Annotated in this window: 18 protein-coding genes and 1 pseudogene; 11 read left to right on the plus strand and 8 right to left on the minus strand. The window is 56.9% G+C overall.

What is annotated here, in order from left to right:
• Positions 1–4: 4 nt before the first annotated feature.
• Positions 5–94, plus strand: a pseudogene (locus KGB27_RS01485) (hypothetical protein); the annotation flags it as partial.
• A gap of 411 nt (positions 95–505) precedes the next feature.
• Positions 506–1,741, plus strand: coding sequence for a multidrug effflux MFS transporter (locus KGB27_RS01490; RefSeq protein ID WP_223552714.1), 1,236 nt, complete (start codon positions 506–508; stop codon positions 1,739–1,741).
• A 246-nt stretch (positions 1,742–1,987) separates the two neighbouring features.
• Here KGB27_RS01490 and KGB27_RS01495 read toward each other — a convergent pair whose 3' ends face one another.
• From KGB27_RS01495 to KGB27_RS01515, 5 genes are all read right to left on the minus strand, one after another.
• Positions 1,988–2,554: a TetR/AcrR family transcriptional regulator gene (locus KGB27_RS01495; protein WP_223552720.1), complete on the minus strand. Its 567-nt coding sequence runs from the start codon at positions 2,552–2,554 to the stop codon at positions 1,988–1,990.
• Between the two features lie 326 nt (positions 2,555–2,880).
• Entirely contained in the window at positions 2,881–4,173 is a 1,293-nt protein-coding gene (gene fabF / locus KGB27_RS01500) for a beta-ketoacyl-ACP synthase II (RefSeq protein ID WP_223552725.1), read from the minus strand.
• 56 nt (positions 4,174–4,229) lie between these two features.
• Positions 4,230–7,310, minus strand: coding sequence for an efflux RND transporter permease subunit (locus tag KGB27_RS01505; RefSeq protein WP_223552727.1), 3,081 nt, complete (start codon positions 7,308–7,310; stop codon positions 4,230–4,232).
• Positions 7,307–8,416 (minus strand): efflux RND transporter periplasmic adaptor subunit, encoded by a 1,110-nt coding sequence (locus KGB27_RS01510; RefSeq protein ID WP_223552729.1) that lies wholly within the window; start codon positions 8,414–8,416, stop codon positions 7,307–7,309. Before KGB27_RS01510 ends, KGB27_RS01505 begins: the two co-directional genes overlap by 4 nt.
• A 77-nt stretch (positions 8,417–8,493) precedes the next feature.
• Positions 8,494–9,108: a TetR/AcrR family transcriptional regulator gene (locus tag KGB27_RS01515; RefSeq protein ID WP_223552732.1), complete on the minus strand. Its 615-nt coding sequence runs from the start codon at positions 9,106–9,108 to the stop codon at positions 8,494–8,496.
• Between the two features lie 88 nt (positions 9,109–9,196).
• Between KGB27_RS01515 and KGB27_RS01520 the strand changes: the two genes are divergently transcribed.
• Together KGB27_RS01520 and KGB27_RS01525 are read left to right on the plus strand one after the other, a co-directional pair.
• Entirely contained in the window at positions 9,197–10,657 is a 1,461-nt protein-coding gene (locus KGB27_RS01520) for an efflux transporter outer membrane subunit (RefSeq protein WP_223552737.1), read from the plus strand.
• Between the two features lie 178 nt (positions 10,658–10,835).
• On the plus strand, positions 10,836–11,621 hold the full coding sequence (locus tag KGB27_RS01525; RefSeq protein WP_223552738.1) for an SDR family NAD(P)-dependent oxidoreductase: 786 nt from the start codon (positions 10,836–10,838) through the stop codon (positions 11,619–11,621).
• 111 nt (positions 11,622–11,732) lie between these two features.
• On the opposite strand, the gene KGB27_RS01530 is transcribed toward KGB27_RS01525, so the two are convergent.
• From KGB27_RS01530 to KGB27_RS01540, 3 genes are all read right to left on the minus strand, one after another.
• Positions 11,733–13,004, minus strand: coding sequence for an OmpP1/FadL family transporter (locus KGB27_RS01530; protein WP_223552739.1), 1,272 nt, complete (start codon positions 13,002–13,004; stop codon positions 11,733–11,735).
• 74 nt (positions 13,005–13,078) lie between these two features.
• Positions 13,079–13,858 (minus strand): thioesterase family protein, encoded by a 780-nt coding sequence (locus KGB27_RS01535; RefSeq protein ID WP_223552740.1) that lies wholly within the window; start codon positions 13,856–13,858, stop codon positions 13,079–13,081.
• Positions 13,859–14,168: 310 nt separating this feature from the next.
• Positions 14,169–14,789 carry a TetR/AcrR family transcriptional regulator gene (locus KGB27_RS01540; RefSeq protein WP_223510760.1) on the minus strand — a complete coding sequence of 207 codons (621 nt, stop codon included), beginning with the start codon at positions 14,787–14,789 and terminating at the stop codon, positions 14,169–14,171.
• Between the two features lie 541 nt (positions 14,790–15,330).
• Between KGB27_RS01540 and KGB27_RS01545 the strand changes: the two genes are divergently transcribed.
• The 7 genes from KGB27_RS01545 to KGB27_RS01575 all read left to right on the plus strand — a co-directional run.
• Complete coding sequence (locus tag KGB27_RS01545; RefSeq protein ID WP_223510759.1) at positions 15,331–16,005, plus strand: hypothetical protein; 675 nt, start codon at positions 15,331–15,333, stop codon at positions 16,003–16,005.
• Between the two features lie 109 nt (positions 16,006–16,114).
• Entirely contained in the window at positions 16,115–16,345 is a 231-nt protein-coding gene (locus KGB27_RS01550; protein ID WP_223510758.1) for an AlpA family phage regulatory protein, read from the plus strand.
• Between the two features lie 4 nt (positions 16,346–16,349).
• Positions 16,350–17,192 carry a ParA family protein gene (locus tag KGB27_RS01555; protein WP_223552742.1) on the plus strand — a complete coding sequence of 281 codons (843 nt, stop codon included), beginning with the start codon at positions 16,350–16,352 and terminating at the stop codon, positions 17,190–17,192.
• Positions 17,193–17,275: 83 nt separating this feature from the next.
• Positions 17,276–17,485, plus strand: coding sequence for a hypothetical protein (locus tag KGB27_RS01560; protein WP_223552744.1), 210 nt, complete (start codon positions 17,276–17,278; stop codon positions 17,483–17,485).
• Between the two features lie 14 nt (positions 17,486–17,499).
• Complete coding sequence (locus tag KGB27_RS01565; RefSeq protein ID WP_223552746.1) at positions 17,500–19,086, plus strand: ParB family protein; 1,587 nt, start codon at positions 17,500–17,502, stop codon at positions 19,084–19,086.
• Complete coding sequence (locus KGB27_RS01570; RefSeq protein ID WP_223552759.1) at positions 19,083–19,631, plus strand: DUF2857 domain-containing protein; 549 nt, start codon at positions 19,083–19,085, stop codon at positions 19,629–19,631. The genes KGB27_RS01565 and KGB27_RS01570 overlap by 4 nt, the downstream gene beginning before the upstream one ends.
• Positions 19,628–20,699, plus strand: a 1,072-nt coding sequence (locus KGB27_RS01575) for an STY4528 family pathogenicity island replication protein (RefSeq protein ID WP_223552761.1), incomplete at its 3' end; no start/stop codon positions are given. The genes KGB27_RS01570 and KGB27_RS01575, both read left to right, overlap by 4 nt.

Genomic DNA, 20,699 nt, shown 5'->3' on the forward strand with positions numbered 1-20,699 from the left:
TTTGATGTCGCAACGTCCCAACTTTCTGGTGATCCTGGCCGATGACCTGGGCTTTTCCGATATCGGCGCATTCGGCGGCGAGATTGCCACGCCGAGGCGGATCATCCGATTGGCAGCACCATACAAGGCGAAGGACAATTGAGTCCCCACTTCGCGGTGCGCTGAAGTTTTTCTAGCAGTCATCAGTTTCTATAGCTCGATAGAATCTAGCGCACCAGACAAAACCATAAGCCGTTGATCATTGTCAGGAGCCTATACAGGCGCGATCGTTGGACAGCTAGATCGCCCAGCACCCAATGTCACCTACGAACCACAGATATTTAACTTGACGCCCGGAATGATGATCATCATATTCAACCGAAATATTATAATCATAATGTAGATAACGAGGCAGCTCCGAGGTGATGCGCGAGATGCTAGCAACGCTACAGGGCCACGTACCTGAATTAGGCCGCCTGGCGCTAATGTTTTTTTGCACGCCGACAACACGCGTAGGAGACGACGTATGGAAGCTAGAAGTTCATTGGCGACTGCAGGAACAGAACCGGACGCCTCCAGACAGCCATTGACCGGTAAAATTGTGGCGCTGCTTGCAGGTCTAGCCGCAATCAGCATGCTGTCCACGAACATCATCCTCCCAGCCTTCCCTGCCATGGGTGAAGACCTAGGGGTGAGCGCTCGCGAGCTCGGCCTGACACTGTCCAGCTTCTTTATCACCTTCGCACTGGGCCAATTGATAGTCGGGCCACTGGCCGACCGCTACGGCCGGAAGAAACTGGTGTTGGGTGGACTCTCGATCTTCGTGGTCGGTACCGTTATCGGAGGCGTCGCCACCACCCTCGATATGCTGATTGCAGGACGCATCGTCCAAGCGCTGGGTGTGTGCGCAGCCTCAGTGCTGTCGCGCGCTATCGCGCGAGATCTCTTTGAAGGAGAGGCGCTCGCGCGCGCCCTGTCGCTGACGATGATCGCCACTGCCGCGGCGCCTGGCTTTTCGCCACTAGCCGGCAGCGTGCTGTCCGACACACTTGGATGGCGCGCCATCTTCATCCTGGTGGGACTAGCCGCTACTGCGCTCGCCTTCTTTTACGTTTGGGGACTGGGAGAGACCCATCCCGCCGATCGTCGGGCACAGTATTCGACCAAGAGTGTGGTGCTTACCTATAGAAGATTAGTGTTGGATAAGCGGTTCATACTTCCAGCTCTTTCGATGAGCCTGTTGATGAGCGGCTTGTTCGCATCATTCGCCGCAGCTCCCACCATCCTGATGAAGGGGATCGGCTTGACATCGCTGCAGGTTGGCCTGTACTTCGCCGCTACAGTATTCGTCGTGTTCGCAGCAGGCATGGCAGCCCCACGACTGGCCCGACGCCACGGTCCTAGAATCATTACCATCCTGGGCATTACCAGCGCCATGGCAGGCGGAAGTCTACTGTTCGTAGGTCCAGCCGATCCAAGCCTTGGATGGTATGCCATCTCAATGGTCATGTTCCTTTGGGGTATGGGCCTAGCCAATCCGCTGGGCACGGCAATCGCCATGGGGCCCTTCGGTAGAGAGGCAGGGCTGGCTTCCGCATTGCTTGGATTCGTCTCCATGGGCGCGGCTGCGCTGACAACCTGGCTGGCGTCGGCGCTGACTTTTGCGCCGGTCACAACGCTGGGTGGCATCCAGGTGACGGCCTGCCTGATCGCGCTGGTCCTGTTCCTTCTACTAGGCAGTCCCGCGAAGCCCCCCCGGTAAGGTGCTCACGAACTTCTTGAACACACGAACTCCCCAACCTCACCGGTAAGGCGCCGACAAGCATGCGCGACTGCGTCAAACTCCATGCGGCGGAGTTCACACGGAATGAGACAAAGACTTGAGTGCTGGCTATTTTTTGAAAATTAGTCACGAAGGCGTTGATCAACTGTGACGGCTCAGTACCTTTTGCCAAGCCCGCTGCTGTTCCGCGAAATCGATCAACCGCAACATGAGAACAAGCTGATATCAGCCCAATTGGTCCAGCAAAGCCGTTTTGATCTCCCGCACCCACTGCTCAGCGCCGGTTGCCCGACATAGGAGACCTGCCCCCAGCATTGCAGCGAAGTGAACCAGAACTTGCTCCCGCGCTGTCCCGCCCGGCTCTTGGGCAACAATAAGTAGGGAGTCAAGAAGAGCTTTCGTTCCTTCCCGATATGATTGCGAAAACAATGGGTCATGGGACGTGTCCGCCGCGTCATGACTGAAGGCAACTACTGCACACTGGCCCTTTTCAGCAAACGAGAGGTACTGGTTGATCAAGTATCGATATGGGTTTTCAGAGGACTGTCGAGCCCGTGCGGCTTGCTCCTCCCACGCACCTCGCGCCTTACGAAACGCTCGGTCACAGATTTCAGCTGCAAGCATTTCCTTGGAACTGAAGTACTTGTAGAAACCTCCAGTTGTCAGGCCTATCTCAGCCATGATTCTGGAAATGCTCACTTCGTTGACACCGAGTTGAAAAAATAACTTAGTAGCCGCCTCCAGAATCAAAACACGCGTAGCTTCTGCCTTACTGCCTTTATGGCTACTCATCTGTTGCCTCCTGGTACTACCAGGTTTGATTGATGTAGTTCTCCTCAAAAACGCTTCCACTGACACATACTCAACACTACTCTGCGCAAAGACTTGCCCCGCTCCCCGCAGAAACCTCACTCGTCGCGCTTGACGGATCAGCTCCCATCACCGGCATGAGACGAACCGCCATACGCAGGGCAGCGCGTTGCCCTCCCCTCCACATACACCTATCGAGTCAATGCGCTCTTGCCAGATTCATAACTCCAGCCATCGAGTTTCACATGACGGCCTGCCGTGAGAGAACTAACGACAACCCGTCATAAGCAGTCATTTGAGCGCCACACTCAAGATTCAGAGTCCCAGCGACGGAACAGAACGCTGGCGTTAACCCCACCGAACCCGAACCCATTTGAGAGCGCGTGAGTTATCGGCATTTTCCGGAGCTTCAGGCCAACCAGATCGAGCCCGTCGGCTGCCTCATCGGGATGAACCAGGTTCAGCGTGGGCGGTACGATCTGATCACGAAGCGACAGTACCGTGAAGATGGCTTCAATACCCCCGGCCGCTCCGAGAAGATGCCCGGTGGCGGACTTGGTCGAGGTGATCGCCACGCCTGAGTCACGCCCGAACACCGAGCGAATCGCTGCCAATTCCCCGCTATCGCCAACCGGTGTAGAGGTCGCGTGGGCATTGATGTGCTGCACGTCGCCAGGGCTGATACCGGCTTGGCGCAGCGCCTGCTCCATGGCGCGCCGTGCGCCGCTGCCGTCTTCCGGACCTGCCGTCAGGTGATAGGCATCGGCACTGGTGCCATAGCCGACCAATTCCGCCAGCGGCTTGGCTCCACGTGCGAGGGCGTGCTCAAGTAACTCGATCACCAGCAACCCGGCACCTTCAGACATGACGAAGCCGTCACGATCGCGATCGAAGGGGCGTGAGGCCTCCTCCGGGCGCTCGGCAAAGCCAATGGATAGCGCGCGGGCGGCAGCAAAACAGCCCAAGGTCACACGGTCTATCGCTGCTTCGGTGCCGCCGCATAGGGCGATATCCGCCTCACCGCTTCGGATTAGCCTGGCCGCATCGCCGATGGCCTGCACCCCTGCAGCACAGGCGGTTACGGGGGCGCCGAGAGGCCCTTTGAACCCGTGCCGGATGGAAACGTGCCCGGCCGCCATGTTGGCGAGGAAAGACGGCGCAGTGAACGGTGATAATCGGCGCGGACCACGCGAGTCGGTGATACGCACAGCTTCGGCAATCGCACCAAACCCACCCACCCCTGATGAAATGATCGTGGCAGTTCGCTCCTGATCTGTGGCTTCAATCGGTTGCCAACCTGCCTGCTCCAGCGCTTCGTCGGCAGCCACCAGTGCAAACTCGATGAAACGATCCATCTTCTTGCGATCCTTGGCCGAGATGACGCGCTCTGGGTCATAACCCGCAACGGCATCCTCTTCCAGAGACGGCACCTGGCCGCCCACGGCGACACCCGTTCCCTCAGTGATATCGCCGGGCAGGTGACGAATACCAGAGCGTCCAGCCAGCAACCTCTGCCAGACTTCTTCTACGCCGCAGCCCAGGGGGCCGACGATGCCGACACCCGTGACTACGATTCGCTTTTGACCTTCGGAAGTAATCATAAGAACCTCTTCATTTCTCAGTCGACGCCCACTGGAAGCAACAAGCGCTCGTTTGCTTATGCCTGCCTCACTGTTTCAGTGTGAGCGGTGTGGTCAGCACGGATCTTGAACCAGATGGAGTACATCGCCGGCAGGAACACCAGCGTCATGATGGTGCCGACGAAGGTGCCTCCGATCAGTGTGTAGGCCAGCGTCCCCCAGAAGACGGAGTGTGTCAGGGGGATGAACGCCAGGATGGCCGCCAGTGCCGTCAGCAGCACCGGACGGGCGCGTTGTACTGTGGCTTCGATTACCGCGTGGAACGGGTCCAGCCCTTCTTGCGTGTTGTGATGGATCTGCCCGATCAGAATCAGCGTATTGCGCATCAGGATGCCCGACAGCGCAATCAGCCCGACCAAGGCGTTGATACCAAACGGCTGCTGGAAAATCAGCAATGTCGGCACCACGCCAATCAATCCCAGCGGCGCGGTGAAGAACACCATGATCATCGCCGAGATCGAACGTACCTGCAGAATAATGATCAGCAGCGTCAAGGCAACCATGATCGGGAGCAGCGGCACTATCGCCTTACCTGCCTTGCCCGACTCCTCGATTGCACCGGACTGCTCGATCCGATACCCGTCAGGCAACTTGTCGACGACCGGCTGCAGTTCCTTCATGATCACGCTCGAGACATCCGGTGGCTGCAAGCCTTCGGCAATGTCGCCACGCACGGTAATGGTCGGCGTGCGATCGCGACGTCGAAGGATTGGATCCTCCATACGAACATCGACCTCTCCCACCTGAGACAGCGGAATACGCTGACCCGCCGCGCCCACCAACGTAAAGCCTTCTATCTTGGCGGGATCAAGGCGGATATCACCGGCAGCGCGACCGATCACCTGCACCGAACGAATATCCTCACGAACCGCCGTGATCGGTACCCCCGCGAGCAGGAATTGCAGTTGCTGCGCGACTGCATTTGACGTCAGGCCCACCGCCTGCAGGCGGTTCTGATCCAGGGTGAAATGCAGCGTCGGCGTCAGCGGCCCCCAGTCGGTGTTGACGGTTCTCATCATCGGACTCGCCTGCAACACGTCCTGTACCTGACCCGCGATCTCACGCAATTTTGTCGGATCAGATCCCATCACCCGGTAGGCAACAGGGAATGGCGAATACGGACCAAACACAAGCTGAGTCACCCTGACTCGCGCTTCGGGGGCAAGCCCCTCGGCAGCCGCCTCGCGAATACGGAACTTGAGGGTCTCACGCGCCTCCTGACTGTCCGTCAGCACCACAATCTTGGCGAACGATGGATCAGGGAGTTCCGGCGCCATCGCTAGGTAGAAGCGCGGCGCGCCTTGCCCGATATAGGCGGTGACGATTTTTGCCTCATCCTGCTTTTGCAGCCAGGCCTCAATCTTGGCGGTGGTGGCGCTGGTCTGCTCGATGGAGGTTCCATAGGGCAGTTGCACTTCGATCAACACCTCAGGACGGTCTGAGGTCGGGAAGAACTGCTTCTTGACCAGGCTCATGCCGAGAATCGCCACAACAAACGTCGCGATCACAGTACCGGCCACCCACCATTTGCGGGCGATGACCCGTGTCAAAACCTGGCGGAAGCGGTTGTAATGGCGGGTGTTGTAGATGGCTGCGTGACCACCCTCGACCTTCTTGATGTTGGGCAACATCTTCACCCCCAGATACGGGGTAAAGGCCACAGCCACCACCCAGGAGGCTATCAGGGCAATGCCCACGATCCAGAACATGTTGCTGGTGTACTCGCCGGCTGTCGACTGCGCGAAGCCATTGGGCATAAAGCCGATAGCCGTCACCAGCGTACCGGAAAGCATCGGTGCGGCGGTATGGCTCCAGGCATACGCGGACGCTTTGATCCGGTCGTAGCCCTCTTCCATCTTCACCACCATCATTTCGATAGCAATGATGGCGTCGTCCACCAGCAGCCCGAGCGCCAGAATCAGCGACCCGAGAGTAATACGGTCAAAGTTCTTTCCCGTGGCCGCCATCACCACAAACACCACGGCCAACGTCAAGGGCACAGCCGCCGCGACCACAACACCGACACGCCAGCCCATGCTGAGAAAGCAGACAAGCATCACCACAAGCAGCGCGACGAAGAATTTGACCATGAACTCGCCGACGGCCGAATCGATATTCACCGATTGATCGGTGACCTTGGTGAGCGTCATGCCCAACGGCATGCCTTCATTTATCTTGACCGTTTCCGCGTCCAGCGCCTTGCCCAGGTCTAGACCGTTCCAACCCTCACGCATCACGACTCCCAGTAACAGGGCCTCTTCACCGTTATTGCGCACGAGAAAGGTCGCCGGATCTTCATAACCACGTTCGACAGTCGCCACGTCCGAGAGCTTCAACGTGCGCCCCTGAATCGCAAGGGGCGTATCACGAATTTTCTCCAACTTATCGAAGGCGCCGTCTACCCGGAGGAAGACCTGCGGCCCGTCGGTTTCGATCGAACCGGCGGGCGTGAGCACGTTCTGGCTGTTCAGAGCGGCGAAGATATCCTGGGGGGATACGCCCAAGGTGGCCAGTCGATCATGGGAAAAGGAAACAAAGATACGCTCGGGCTGTTCCCCAATGATGTTGACCTTCTTCACGCCCGGCACGTGCAACAGGCGTTGGCGCAAAGATTCAGCATCACGCACCAACAGTCGCTGCGGCTCGCCTTTGGCTTTCAGGGCGAACAGCGCAAATGTCACGTCCGAAAACTCGTCGTTGACCATTGGCCCGATGACACCCGCCGGCAGCTTCCTGGCCTCGTCGTCGAGCTTTTTACGCGCCTGATAGAACTCCTCCTGCACTTGCGAGGGCGGCGTGCTATCGAGCAGTGACACCATCGTGAAGGCGAGGCCAGGACGGGTGTAGGTTTCCGAGCGGTCGTACCACTTCAGTTCTTGCAGGCGTTTTTCAAGCGGCTCAGCGACCTGGTCCTGCATCTCCTGGGCCGTAGCGCCCGGCCATGCGGTGATGACCGTCAATTGCTTGACCGTAAACGGAGGATCCTCGGCGCGCCCCAGCTGGAAGAACGCCAGAATGCCCGCGACGGCGATCAGGAAGATCAGAAACACAGTGATAGAGCGCTCGCGAACAGCGATCGCCGAAAGATTGAGGCTCATGGACGACTCCCGGCAACCTTCACATCGCCCTGTTGAGTCAGCCGTACCTCCTCCCCGTCGCGCAACAGATGTGCGCCTAGCGCTACTATCTGCTCGCCAACTTTGAGATCACCTGCGACTCGCGCTGAGTCGTCACTCAAGCCCAGGACCAGAACAGGTCGCCAGGTCACTTTCGCTGGTTCGCCGGCGATGACCCACACACCAGTGCCTTTGCCCGGGTCATAAACTGCAGCGATCGGCACTTGCAGAACCTGCCCTTGCGTGGCGCCTTCGGCGAGGCGAAGCGTGACGGTCGAGCCCAGCGGTGCATTGGCCAACGCGCCCTCGAGCACATACCTCGCCTCAAAGGTGCGCGTCACACGGTCGGCCGAATCCGAAAGAAGTCTCAGCTTCGCTGTGACAGCACCCGTGGTGTTGCCATAAAGCGTCGCCTGTGCGGTGGACTCTGCGGCAGGCCGTAGTGTCTCGGGCAGTTGCACGACAGCTTCGCGCTGCCCGGCCCTCGCCAGTCGAACCACGGATTGCCCAAGGCTGACGACTTGCCCGGGCTCGGCAAGCGTCTCCATCACCACGCCATCGGCGTCCGAGAGCAGCACGGCATAGCCAGACGCATTACGGGCCACATCAGCCTGTGCTTGCGCGGCGCTGAGTTGCGCTTTTGCGGTATCGGCCGCTGCTTTGATCTGGTCGTAGGCCGATGCAGAAATAGCACCTGCGGCGACCAGTTCGCGATATCGAGCCTCGTCATCGGCTGTCTGCTTGGCTCGGGCCCGAGCGGCTGTGACCGACTCTTGCTCTGCTCGCGCCTGTAACCCCAAATCGATTGGGTCGAGACGCATCAACGGCTGACCACGTTTAACGGTCTGGCCGGTATCCACCAGACGCTCAAGCACCTTGCCTGATACCCGAAAACCCAGGTCGCTCTGGACGCGGGCAGCCACAACGCCAGTGAAAGAACGTGAGACGTCGGACGAACCTTGAACCGCAGAGACCCTCACCAGCGGGGCAAGCGTACGCGGATCCTCAACGGTGGATGAGTCGCCACACGCCGTCAGGACGAGAGGCAGCAAACAAGCAGCGATGGTGACGGGTCGAAGCCGGCGCATAGGTTCCCTTTTTTAAATGAATAGAACAGGAATCATATTCTCAGGTAGGTGACCATTACTGTCAACAGTCACAACTCTCATGGCGACAGGCTACGCAATATCAGCGCACATAGATGCATCGATGCCTCCCCCACCATCTTCAGGTTGTATTGCATCTGCACTGGATTGATGGAGGACCGCATAACCAGATAGATGGTGTGGACCACCTCATCCAGCGGCGTTTTGCGCTCGAATTCTCCAGCCTCCCGCCCCACCAGGATGATTTGCGTGACGACCTCCCGTAAACGCTCCTCATATCTCTTCACCAAGGGCCACTGATCCCGCGCGGCCACCGCGGCAATGTCGTAGAGCTTGCGATCATGAAAGAACAGATCGCTACTGGCGCCCGCCAGCCCTCGAAATAAGGCCCTTAGCTTCTCGGAAGCCGTCAGCGCGTCTGAAACCATGGCGTCGACAGTCTCCATGACAGTGGCGAGCCGATTCGCGCAAATCACCTCGCCGATTGCCAGCTTGGAATCGAAGAACTTGTAGATATAGGCCTTCGAGAAGCCTATGGATTTGGCGAGATTGGACACCGTGGTTTTTTCATAACCGTAGCGCCCGAAGTGGGCGGTTGCCGCCTCGACGATTTGGTTGCGGACGCTGTGCTCCGAAGGCCCGCGCAGGTGGGATGCGTGTGTGCTTTCAATCATTTTTAAAATTTTGCTCAGAAGCGTCAATTGACAACGAGTGACCGCAATATAATATAGTCACACATTACATTTGACTCAAGGAATCTCAATGTTCTCCCTCCGCCCCCTTGCTCTTTTGGTGAGCGCCAGCTTGATGGCAGGTTGCGCGGTCGGTCCGGACTATCATCGTCCGGACGCACCGCTTTCGGATCGTTTCTTGGGTCAGTCTGCTGTCGAACAAAGGTCTGCGGCGACGCCCGCCAATCTTGTCGCCTGGTGGGAAGGCTTTGGTGATCCAGTGCTGACCGATTTCGTCTCCAAGGCACTTGAGCAAAACCTGGACCTGGCGCAGGCGTCGGCGCGAGTCACACAGGCGCGGGCCGGGCTGGGTGCGGCAAATGCCGCTTTACTGCCCTCAGGGAACATCAGCGGCCAGGCCGCGCGTTCCTACCAGTCAATCGAAACCCCACTCGGCCAGGTGCTGAACTCAACCCCCGGCTATGATCGGTACGGAAGTTCCTATGAGGTCAACCTCGGTGCAGGTTGGGAGGTGGATGTCTTTGGCGGCCTGCGACGCGGACGCGAGGCTGCACTGGCCGAGTACCAGGTTTCCGAGGCGGGCGTCGCGGCCACACGACTGACCGTCGCCGCGCAGACCGCCGATATCTACATCGCTGTCCGCGGATTGCAGACCCGGTTGGACATTGCGAACCGACAAGTCAAAACGCAGCAGGCGCTGTTAGAGAAAGTCCAATTGCTCTACAGCAAGGGGCTCGCCGCCGACTATCAGGTTCGCCAGACCGAGGGGGCACTATCGCAGGTCCAAGCAACAGTGCCGGTCCTGCAAACCGGCCTTGATGCTGTCATGAATGCGCTGGATGTCATGCTCGGCACGCCGCCAGGCACTCACCGCACGCAACTGGCAAGTGCGGGGAGCATTCCTGTAGCACCGCAGTTAAAGGCGATGGGAACGCCGGCCGATTTACTGCGCCGCAGGCCGGACCTCATCGTGGCTGAGCGCCGCCTTGCGGCCTCCAATGCACGCATCGGGGAGGCAATCGCCGAGTACTACCCGAAATTCTCCCTCAGCGCATTGCTGGGCAGCGCCACAGCCGTGTCCGGCGGCAACCTTTTCACCGGTGGCGCCAACCAGTCGACGGGCGTACTGGGTCTGCGCTGGAGACTTTTCGACTTTGGTCGCATCAACGCGCAAATCGATCAAGCCAAAGGACAGGACGCCGAAACCTTGGCCGCTTACCGCCAGTCCGTACTGCGCGCCACCGAGGATGTCGAGAACGCTTTCTCGGCGCTGGTGAATCGGGAAGTCCAGGCAACCACTCTTACCGGGGGTGAGGCATCTCTGACACAGGCTCGCCAATCGTCGTTCATTGCCTATCAGAAAGGCACGGCCAGCCTGATCGATGTCCTGCACGCCGACGAGACGATGCTGCAAGCTTCCGATGCCCGGGCGCAAGCGCGAACGGAATCGGCACGGGCGGCGGTCGCGGCATTCAAGGCTCTCGGTGGCGGCTGGCAACCTCCTGAAGCCCTACCTGTTGCGACGCGATGAAGCTTGCCAAGTTTCCACCATCCAAGCTTCAGCCATCACCGTCTTGGCGATCGCGCAGCCTGTAGGCAATTAACAAATTACCTACAGGTGGACTGACAAAGACCAATGGTCATACCCACTTTTTGTTCTGCAGCAAGGCCAGACAGTTTTTTTCAAAATTCAAGCAGGGGTTAACAAAATGACAGCGAGAGAAAATTCCTGGGTGCTCATCACTGGCGCTTCCAGCGGATTCGGCAAAGAGTTTGCTCGACAGTACGCAGCAAAAGGAAGATCGCTGATTCTGGTGGCGCGCAGACTGAACGAACTTGAAGCGCTCGCGGATGAATTGCGCAGCCGTTTCGCCGTTGATGTAATCGTAAAACAGGCAGATCTTTCATCCATCAATGTGATTATTGATCTGCATCGGTATCTGCATGATCGCAATATTGTCGTCGACATACTGATAAACAACGCGGGTTACGGCTTACAGGGGGCGTTCCTGGACGAACCACTGGAAAGTTCTCTGGCCATGATCGATCTGGATGTTGCCAGCCTGACCGCCATCACTCGGCTCTTTGCAGAAGATATGCGAGCCAGGCGTAAAGGCCATATTTTGATGGTTGCCAGCCTGCTGTCCTACCAAGGCGTTAAAAATTTTGCCGTTTATTCCGCCGCCAAAGCTTTTGTGCTCAGATTCTCTGATGCACTGCATCGTGAACTCAAACGCGACGGTGTGGTGGTAACAGCTCTTTGCCCGGGAATGTCAGACACCGGATTTGCGGCAAGCGCCAGGCAAAAAATCACGCCCGCATTAAAAAGAGTGATGATGCAGCCTCAACCTGTCGTGCAGGCAGGAATCCGTGCGCTGCAGGCAGGACGTATGAGTGTGGTGCCGGGTTTTGGCAACAAGGCCATCACTGTATTGACGTGGGCCACGCCACGTCGGTTTCATCAGAGCCTGATGGCGCAGGTAATGGGAGTCTGACGGGGCGACAAAGAGGCCTTTTCCCTGAGGGAAAAGGCCCGAAATGTGTTCTAAAAGGCCGGGAGGTAACGCGTGCTCCCGACCGGTCATCTAACGTGTAACAGCACTCAACTAGAAACGGTAACTCACAGAAGTACCGAGCCCGCTCGCACTGTTCTTATACTTGGAACTGTATGCACCTCTGGTCGCCGAGGTGTCGTTGACCTGCACACTCTCTTCCCACAGATAGGAATAAGCGACATCGATCGTGACATCGTCCACCGGTGTCCAGCCAGCACCGAAGCTGATAACCGTCCGGTCGCCCGTAGGAATACGTGGTCCACGGTTGGTGTTGTTGGCGGGAGACTGATCAACCGACAAACCTGCGCGAAGTACCCATTGGTTGTTCAGTTGATACGCCGTACCAATAGCGTGAGCCCATGTATCGTGCCAATTCTGTTCTTCGGTAATGGTGCCCAGCGCGCCGCTTAACGCAGGGGGTAGACCCGTGTTCTCGATGGTTAACTCTTTGAAGCGGCTCCATCGAGTCCAGGTACTCCCCACGTAGACGGTCCAGTCATTATTAAGCTGATGAGTCACCGAGAAATCCACTGACTCTGGGGTATCCACATCCAGCGAAGCGTCATAACTCCGGCCGCTGACCCCCAACACGCTAAAGATGCCGTCAGTGACCTTGGTCTTGGCATCCAATTGATAACTGACCTTGGAATGGTAGGTCATGCCCAAACGGGTTCGATCTGTAGCCTGCACCAGGATACCGGCGTTGAAACCAAGGGCCGTGTCGTCACCCGTGCTTTTGAGTTTTCCGTCATTGCGACCAGGGCTAAGTGGATTGGGCACCATCCCGGATATCTCACCGCTGATACGGTTGATGGTGGGACCGAACCCGATCGAAACTTTGTCGTTGAAGGCATAGCTGATGGTGGGCTGGAACGTAAGGGTCGTGACCTCACTTTTGTTGGCGTAGTAACGACCAGCGAAACCGCTGCCATAATCGGTCATCAGACCGAACGGTACATAAAAACCAACACCGAAAGCCCAATGCTCATCGATGGGTTTGACGTAGTAACCCATAGGCACCGTGGTCGTGGGCACCATGTCACCATCTTCCTGGCCGCCGAATGTACTGCGGGTGTGGCTTATGTCGGACTTGGCGAAAAGCGTCGCCGCCCCCACGCTGACCTGCTCTCTTTTCAATCGAGACATGCCCGCCGGATTACCGAAGACTGTGCTCGCATCTTCAGCGGCGGATGAGCGACCAGCAAATCCAGAGCCCATCCCACTGATGCTTTGTTCATTAAGAGCAAAACCGCTCGCAAACACATTAGAAGATGCGAGCACAACCGCGAGACCAAGAGGGGTCTTGAGCAATATTTTTTTCATTATTAGAACTCTATGGTTATCACTGAGAGGAAGTAGTCGAAGTAGCTGTGGTAATGGATTCAGTTCGTTTTGTCTTACGTGAAAATCGCCACGGTCTGGCGCGCCCATAGCACTCGCCGACCGCTTTCGTCCCATATTTCCATATCCTGTAACGAGTAACCGTCCAGAGCCTGCTGGCTAAAAGAATGGATAAGGAACCATTCGCCAACAACGGCCGGCTGCGGCAGGTCAATCATCCAGGAAGCTGAGCTGATGGCGGCTGGTTCGGTGAAGCAGGTCATGGCTGCCGGCGGCAAACTGTCGGCGAGTGCAATCAAGGCGACTGCCGGGTCCACACCCTGCGCATCCAAGTGGCGTACCCACATCAATAATTCGGGATTTTCAGCACCAGACACCGGCAGCGAACCGCCCGCAGGGCGCATCTCAAAGTTATTGGCGCAAGCAGGTGCAACCTTGCTGTCTAGTTCCATTTTGGGGTAATGGGATGGGCCATCTACAAGCGGAGGACCCCATGAATCATGGGTAATCTTGCTCGCACGCGGCTGGGCGAATAGCAGGGTCGTGCGCAACGCAAGGTCATCCCCCGAGAGACAGTCGACCGATACCGAAGTGACTGATCGCCCTTGACGCAATACGCTTACATCGAACGTTTGCGCCTGTGTGACCGGACCTATAAATGACACCTGCGCGGACTTGAACGGGGGAAAGCCCACAGGACGTTCAAGCAAAACCGTTTGCAGCGACAGCGCTGCGGACAGGCCGCCAAAGATCGTTCGGCCCTGCTGCCAGTTAGGTGGCGAAACAAAAGGCGCGTCCGGATCAAATTGCGCCAACACCTGAGCAAAGCTCATCATGTCGACGCTCCCAGAACTGACTGATGTTGATCACCGCGCAACAGCCCACTTGAGCTGCCTCTATTAAAGCCGAAGCCATCGGATGGCATGTGCTGAATGAGTGGTGACCTGACCCGAAGAAAAACGCGGTGAATATGACGGTGCTGAATCATAGCGATGCCCCAAGAGCAGATGCGCCATGTTTATTCACGTGACCATTTGTGTCAATAGTCACGACACAGATAAATAAAGGCTTTTCCTCCGACCAAAGCGAGGGTAGTTTTTTGAAGCTGGATGACTAATGCGTCAGCGTACAAGCGTCAGTCAAAGCTCAAGGCATGAGGCTACGCAAGACGAGGTTGGTGGTGAGCGTCGGTGCCTCCTCGACGAAGTCGAGGTTGTACTGCAACAGCAAGGGATTGACGAAAGGTCGTAAAGCAAGATGTATCGCGTCTACTGTCTCGTCCAACGGCGTCTTGCGTTCAAATTCACCGATCTCTCGCCCCTCGCGCACGATTTGCAACACGAAGCGTTTGATCTGTGCGTCATAAACTTGCGAACTGGGCCAGCGCTCCGACGCTGCGAACGCTGCAATGTCATAGAGTTTGCGGTCATTAAAGAACAGACTCACCCCTGTGGTGATCAGGGTTTTGACTAGGCGTCGAAAGCGCTCCGTCGGTGTAATGGCCTCTTCTTTGATGGCCTGCTCCACTGCCGCAACGATTTGCGCCAGGCAATTGGCGCAGATGGCTTCACCGATCGCCTGCTTGGAATCGAAGAACTTATAGATGTAAGCCTTGGAAAACCCGATGGCCTTGGCCAGGTCGGAAACCGTGGTTTTACCGTAACCGTACTGACTGAAATGCTCATTGGCCGCCGCGACAATCTGGTCACGAATGTCGTGCTCGGCTGGGCCACGGGAGCTGGGCGAGGATATTGATGGCTGGTTCATGCGAACAGCTTACTCATCTCAAAGGCGGTTGACAACACGTGACCGAATTGTAATATCGTCACATATCTGACCATCCGGCCTTAACCTGTCGTTTTTTTGGCTGGGCTCGAATGAAGGCATGACATGACTCCAAGGGTCAATAACACATCAGCTTGACGCGAAATTTGCGGATGTGGAGGTCACATCGAAGCAGCTTGGTCAGTGCGGTGAACAACAAAGAACTGTCAGGATTTAAACCCTACGGGAGCCTAGACATACAAAGACATTGCTTCTTCCCAACATCCGCATAGTCCACGTTTGCGCGATGCTCCAATAACTCCGAACGTTCAACAACGAGGACATACAAAGCTTGCAAGTAATCAGGTAAATATAGGACAGCAACCGCACGGAAGCCGAGGTCACCCTATTAGATCTTTAGACAGTACCTAGCGGGTCTGCCCTTTGACAGGAGGCTACCTCTATGTACGGACCTAATAGCGTTAACCCTTATGAAAAGCTCTTTTACAGACCCATCGAAGCAGTCATACGCTGGTGCGACTTGATGGATTACGAAACCAAGATTCTCGAGTTAGCTTGGGATAGTCCTGAGCGTCTCATCTCAGCTTTTCCGCAATGGCCATGTCTGTACAAGAATCTAGAAAAAATCCTGGATGCCATACGAAATCAGGAGCTGCGTTACGGTGCTCTAGGCACCACCGTTACGCCAGGAACACCTGTCGACCTCAAACTACTGACCATCCGACATTCGGACTTAAAGTCGTGGATGTGTAACCGTTATCCAGATCAACGACCGTTTTTTCTCTTTAACCCAATATCAGTTGGCCACGAAGCTATCCACTACGGCACATACCTGATCCTGCAAGCAGACAGAGATGCCCTGCAGGTACGGTTAAAAGCAACCGAAGCGAGACTTCAGGATCTGATGGACGAATTGGTAGCTGCTGGATTGGAGCGAGAAAGTCTTCGCGAGCTTGCCGAAAATAAAAAGGACATGAGCGAGCAAAGCAAGGCCAGTTTCCTCAACGTCATCGGAGCGCTAGTCAATATCATGCTCGGTTCTTCTGAAGCAGGAAGACGTCATTCTATATTCGACAGTCAAGCATCCATTGTCGATTCTATAACCGCGCACTACGGCGAGGTTCCAGGGTTGAGTAAGCGTTCGCTGGATGAAAAATTTGCGGCCGGTCGACGTAGCCTTACCCAAGCTAGGCGGTAAGGATTGCGGTGCAATATTGTCAATTGCATAGCAATGACTAATCTCATTTCCTGGTGTTGAATTCAGGTCACTTCCCATAAAACGCCAGTCGGTGCCAGGAGTGACCAGCATGTCAAGCCAATCCTCATCTATCGTTGAAGCACCTCAGCCACAGGTCGAACGTCACATCATGCGTCGTGACGAAGTGGAACGAAAAACTGGCTTCAAGCGGGCACACATCTACAACTTGATGAAGGAAGGCAAATTCCCACAAGCCAAACGCATTGGACTGCGCGCGGTGGGCTGGGACTCGCTGGAGATCGAGCGTTGGGTCGTTGAACGCTTGGATCAGCAGGCCTGATGTCATGCGTGTAGTCTCGGTGGTTTCCACCAAAGGTGGCGTAGGAAAAACCACAGTAGCCGCCAACCTCGGTGGTCTGCTGGCAGATGCTGGCCTGCGCGTCCTGCTGCTCGATCTGGATAACCAACCCACCCTCTCCAGCTATTACGCCTTGAGCCAGAGGGCTGGTGCAGGTGCGTACGAGTTCATCGCACTCAACCTAACAACTCCTACCCAGATTATTTCCAAGACAGTGATTGCACGGCTCGACCTGATCCTCTCCAACGACGATCAAGGTCGACTCAGCACCTTACTGCTGCATGCCCCCGACGGGCGATTACGGCTGCACAATTTGCTCACCAATTTCCGCCTCAATTATGACCTGCTTTTGATCGACACCCAGGGCGCACGTAGCGTGCTGCTGGAGATGGCCATCCTGGCCTCCGATCTCGCCCTTTCCCCCATCACCCCGGAAATGTTAGCCGCCCGCGAACTGCACCGCGGCACCTTGAAGCTGCTGAGTGAACTCGAACCATTCCGCCACCTGGGCATTCCACCGCCACCCTTGCGACTGCTACTGAACCAGGTGAGCGCGATCCGAGTGGACACCCGGATGATCATCCGTGGCCTGCGCGAAACCTTCGCTGGGGCGATCAATATCTCGGTTCTAGACACCGTAGTTCCAGACCGAGTGGCTTACCTCAATGCCGCCTCCCTCGGCCTACCGGTCCACCGAATCGAAACACGTCGGTCAACTGAACGACGCTCGCCATCAGCGCTGGAAACCATGCAAGCGTTAGCCATCGAACTGTTTCCGGAATGGCGCAAAGCGATCTCGACGGTGGGCAGGTGCGTGGAGGGTCAATGAGACGAATCACCAAGCCGGCATTTCACCAAGTCATTTTGTTTGTTCAACCTTGAGGCCAAAAGTGCTTGGCAAGGAGTCTTCTGATGTTGGATCAGTTTCCCATCATCGTTCAACCATCCATTCGACCACACCACCCACCTAGCGAGAAGTACTGCACGGTGGTCTTTCGCCTGCAGGGTGGACGCTCGGCCATGGGTGGGTTCCTCGCAGAACTGTCCCAACATTTCGAAGGTTCGGGGGCTGCCGAGATCGTCAAGTTCGAGGTCGGTGACCATTTGCGCACCCGGCGTTAAGTGAGGCTGTACAAATGAAGAAGCTCAGTCAGGAGGAAATCACCGACAAGCTGCACCAGGACCACTTCCCTCGGGGTTCAGAACTGGAGCAACTGTCCGATCCAATCATCGACACGCCTATGCTGGTCACGCTGGAGCAGTTGCGGCCCTACGAACACAACCCGCGTTTCATCCGTAATCCGCTGTACAACGATATCAAAGCCTCGATCCGTGAACGCGGGCTGGATCAACCACCGCCGATTACCCGCCGCCCGGGAGAAACCTATTTCATCATCCGTAACGGCGGTAATACTCGCTTGGCGATTCTCGGCGAGCTGTGGCAAGAAACCCGCGACGAGCGTTTCTTTCGCATTCATTGCTTGTTCCGACCTTGGAGCAATGAAATCACTGCCCTCCTCGGCCATCTGGCCGAAAGCGATCTGCACGGCCAGCTCATCTTCATTGAACGTGCTCTGGCGGTAGCCAATCTCAAAACCATGCTCGAACCAGAGGGAGCTGTGCTCTCGCAACGCGAGCTGGCACGACGTCTTGCCGCTGGGGGCTATCCAATTTCGCAGTCGCACATCAGCCGGATGCTCGACACCCTAGAACACCTACTGCCCGCCATTCCACAAACCCTGTATGCCGGATTGGGTAAGACCCAGATCGAACGCCTGATTAGTCTGCGTAGCCAGGCCGAGCGAACCTGGAACCGTTATCCAGCCGCCACCGTTGCGTTCGCCGAATTTTGGCTCGAGACCCTGGGCGACTTCGATGCCGAACCCGAGTCTTTCGATCTTGAGCAAATCCAGGATGAACTGCTCGAACGCATGAGCCGCTTACTCGGACAGTCCTACCGTATGTTGGCCTTGGAACTGAGCGATACCCAACACGTCATCTCGCCGCCTGGCATTGTGCTCAGCACGCCCTCGAAGAACGGCCATCTGCCGAACGTTGATGAAGCCGCGGTTAAGTCTCCCTCCTCCGGGTCTCAACCCAAATCAGCTGAGACCAGAACCCAGACCGAAACAGCTCAGGAAGAACTGCCCACACCATCCGAAACGAATGTCGTATCAGCAGTCAGCCCTCCGTCACGTGTCCAACAGATTCGCGAACAGATTGATCGCGACACAGCCACTGAAGTAACACCGACCGTCGAAACTTGCACGATCGACGACATCTGGAGCATCACACCAGCACTGGACACCCCCGAACAATTACGCTCAGCCATTGCCGGGCTGGCTCGGGAAATGGCGGCATATGCCGGACATCCTGAGAGCATTATCGATCAGAAGCTTGGCTTGGGCTTCGCCCTGAACATCGAGCCACTTGATCTTGCAGCGCCTCGCGCAACCGGCGTTCACCTACTGCTCATGGCCCTGCTACGCGCTCAAGATGAAGTGAACTGGGAGGATCGCAGGCAACTGCCTTCAGCCCTGTTCGGGCAGTTGTTGTTGGGGGTTTATCAACTCCCGCTGACAGATCGTCCCGCCGTGGACGTAGGACTGGAGCGACTGCCCGACAGTCTGTTAATCAAATTGTATCGCCTGATCCGCCTGGCCCGTCGCCTGATCGACTTAACGCTTTCCCCTGAAAACGACTCACCGAAGGAGCTGCCATGAACCTGTCCTTCAATGTGCTCAACCAGGCCATGCTGACTCAGGTGCTGCATGAGCTGCGCTCGGGTAATCTGCAACGCTGCAAGGCGCTCGGCCTGGGGGAGGATGACATCTACCTGTTGCAATCCTTACCGCCCACCACCCTGTCGCGCTTGGCCCATGCCACCGTACCCTGGGTTGAGGTCAAGATTGACTCGCCGGTACTGCATCGGTTGATCGCGCAAGCCGAACGCGACGAGCAAAATGAGCGCTTGATCAACCGAGCGCTCAAGCTCGGCGCCAGCAGTACCATCATGTATCAGTGCTTCGGCTTGGCGCATTCGGAAACCGCCCTGCGCCGACGTCTGCTCAAGATCGAAACCCGTAAAGGCCGCCCTCAGCATTTGAGCGAAGCACAGGAACATGCGCTCTGGCAGCGATGGTGCCAGCTACGTACTCAAGACGGTACCGAGGATCAGCTCGACGCCATGATGATGCTGGCCGAAGAGCAACAGATCAGCTTGACCATCGTTTGGCAGCAGATCGACCATTACAGCAACGGAGCATGAACACCACTCCTCCGAGTCGCTGGCAGCGTGTCCTGCAGCAATGCACCCAGCAGCTGAGTGAGTGCTGGCCCGCACGCCCTAACACTGAACCACCCTCTAACCAGGCTCTGCAGGCTGGCTTTCTGTTCAGTGGCCAATCACACGAAGTCGTGCCGCGTCGCCTGCTGTTGGATAACCGGCTGACGCCATTGGAACGGAATGCCTGGCAGGTGTTTCGACTCATGCTGCAAGGTCAGGGTGTGGTGACGCCGCGCTATGAGGATTTGCAGCCTTACCTTTCGAGCGTGCCCTATGGTGCGCTAGCCTCCCGTGAAACCATTGCTCGCGTCTTGACGATGCTAAGGCTGACGCGCTGGCTCAGCTTGGTGAGTCGCGGACGCGATCAGCTCAGCGGGCGCCTACAAGGCTCTCTATACGTCCTGCACGATGAGCCGTTAACCCCCGCCGAAGCCATGGAACTGGATCAGGATTACCTGGAGCTGGTCGGATATTGCCTCAGCCATAACACCAAGGCTTTGCGTATTGTCGCCCAGCACATTTTGGAAGAAGTCCGCCAAGATACGGATCTCGATCAGGGTCGACTACCGACGCGGCTCGACAGTTGGGGCGAACACTGGACGCAGCAAGGATTGGATCAGGCAACTGATGAAGCGTTACACGATTCCGAACTGGGTGGTGATCACCACGTTCGGAATCGTGTGGAACCTCGTTCGGATTCCGAACCCGGCCTGAACGCCAATGTTTCCGGCACCGTTCGGAATCCGAACGCCGCCTGTACTGTATTAAAAGAAAGTATTTGTACAGTACCGCGCGCGACCCCAGCGGTGGATAACCTGCACTGGCCCACGCCGCTGCACCTGAGCCCAAGCGAGCGCCAGGCCGTCGCCGTGGCGCTGAACAAGCTCAAACCAGCGGATCGGCAGGCGGTGCTCAACGAAGGGGGGGCACGCTGTGCGGCCGGAGGAGTTCGCAAGCCAGCAGCCTATCTGATGGGCCTGATCCAGCGGGCGCTGAAAGGCGACTTTCGTCCTTGGGCAGGTCAGGCCGAACCGTCACCCATTGCAGAAC

Origin of the sequence: Pseudomonas sp. BF-R-01 (assembly GCF_019946615.1) — a bacterium.
GTDB lineage: Bacteria > Pseudomonadota > Gammaproteobacteria > Pseudomonadales > Pseudomonadaceae > Aquipseudomonas > Aquipseudomonas migulae.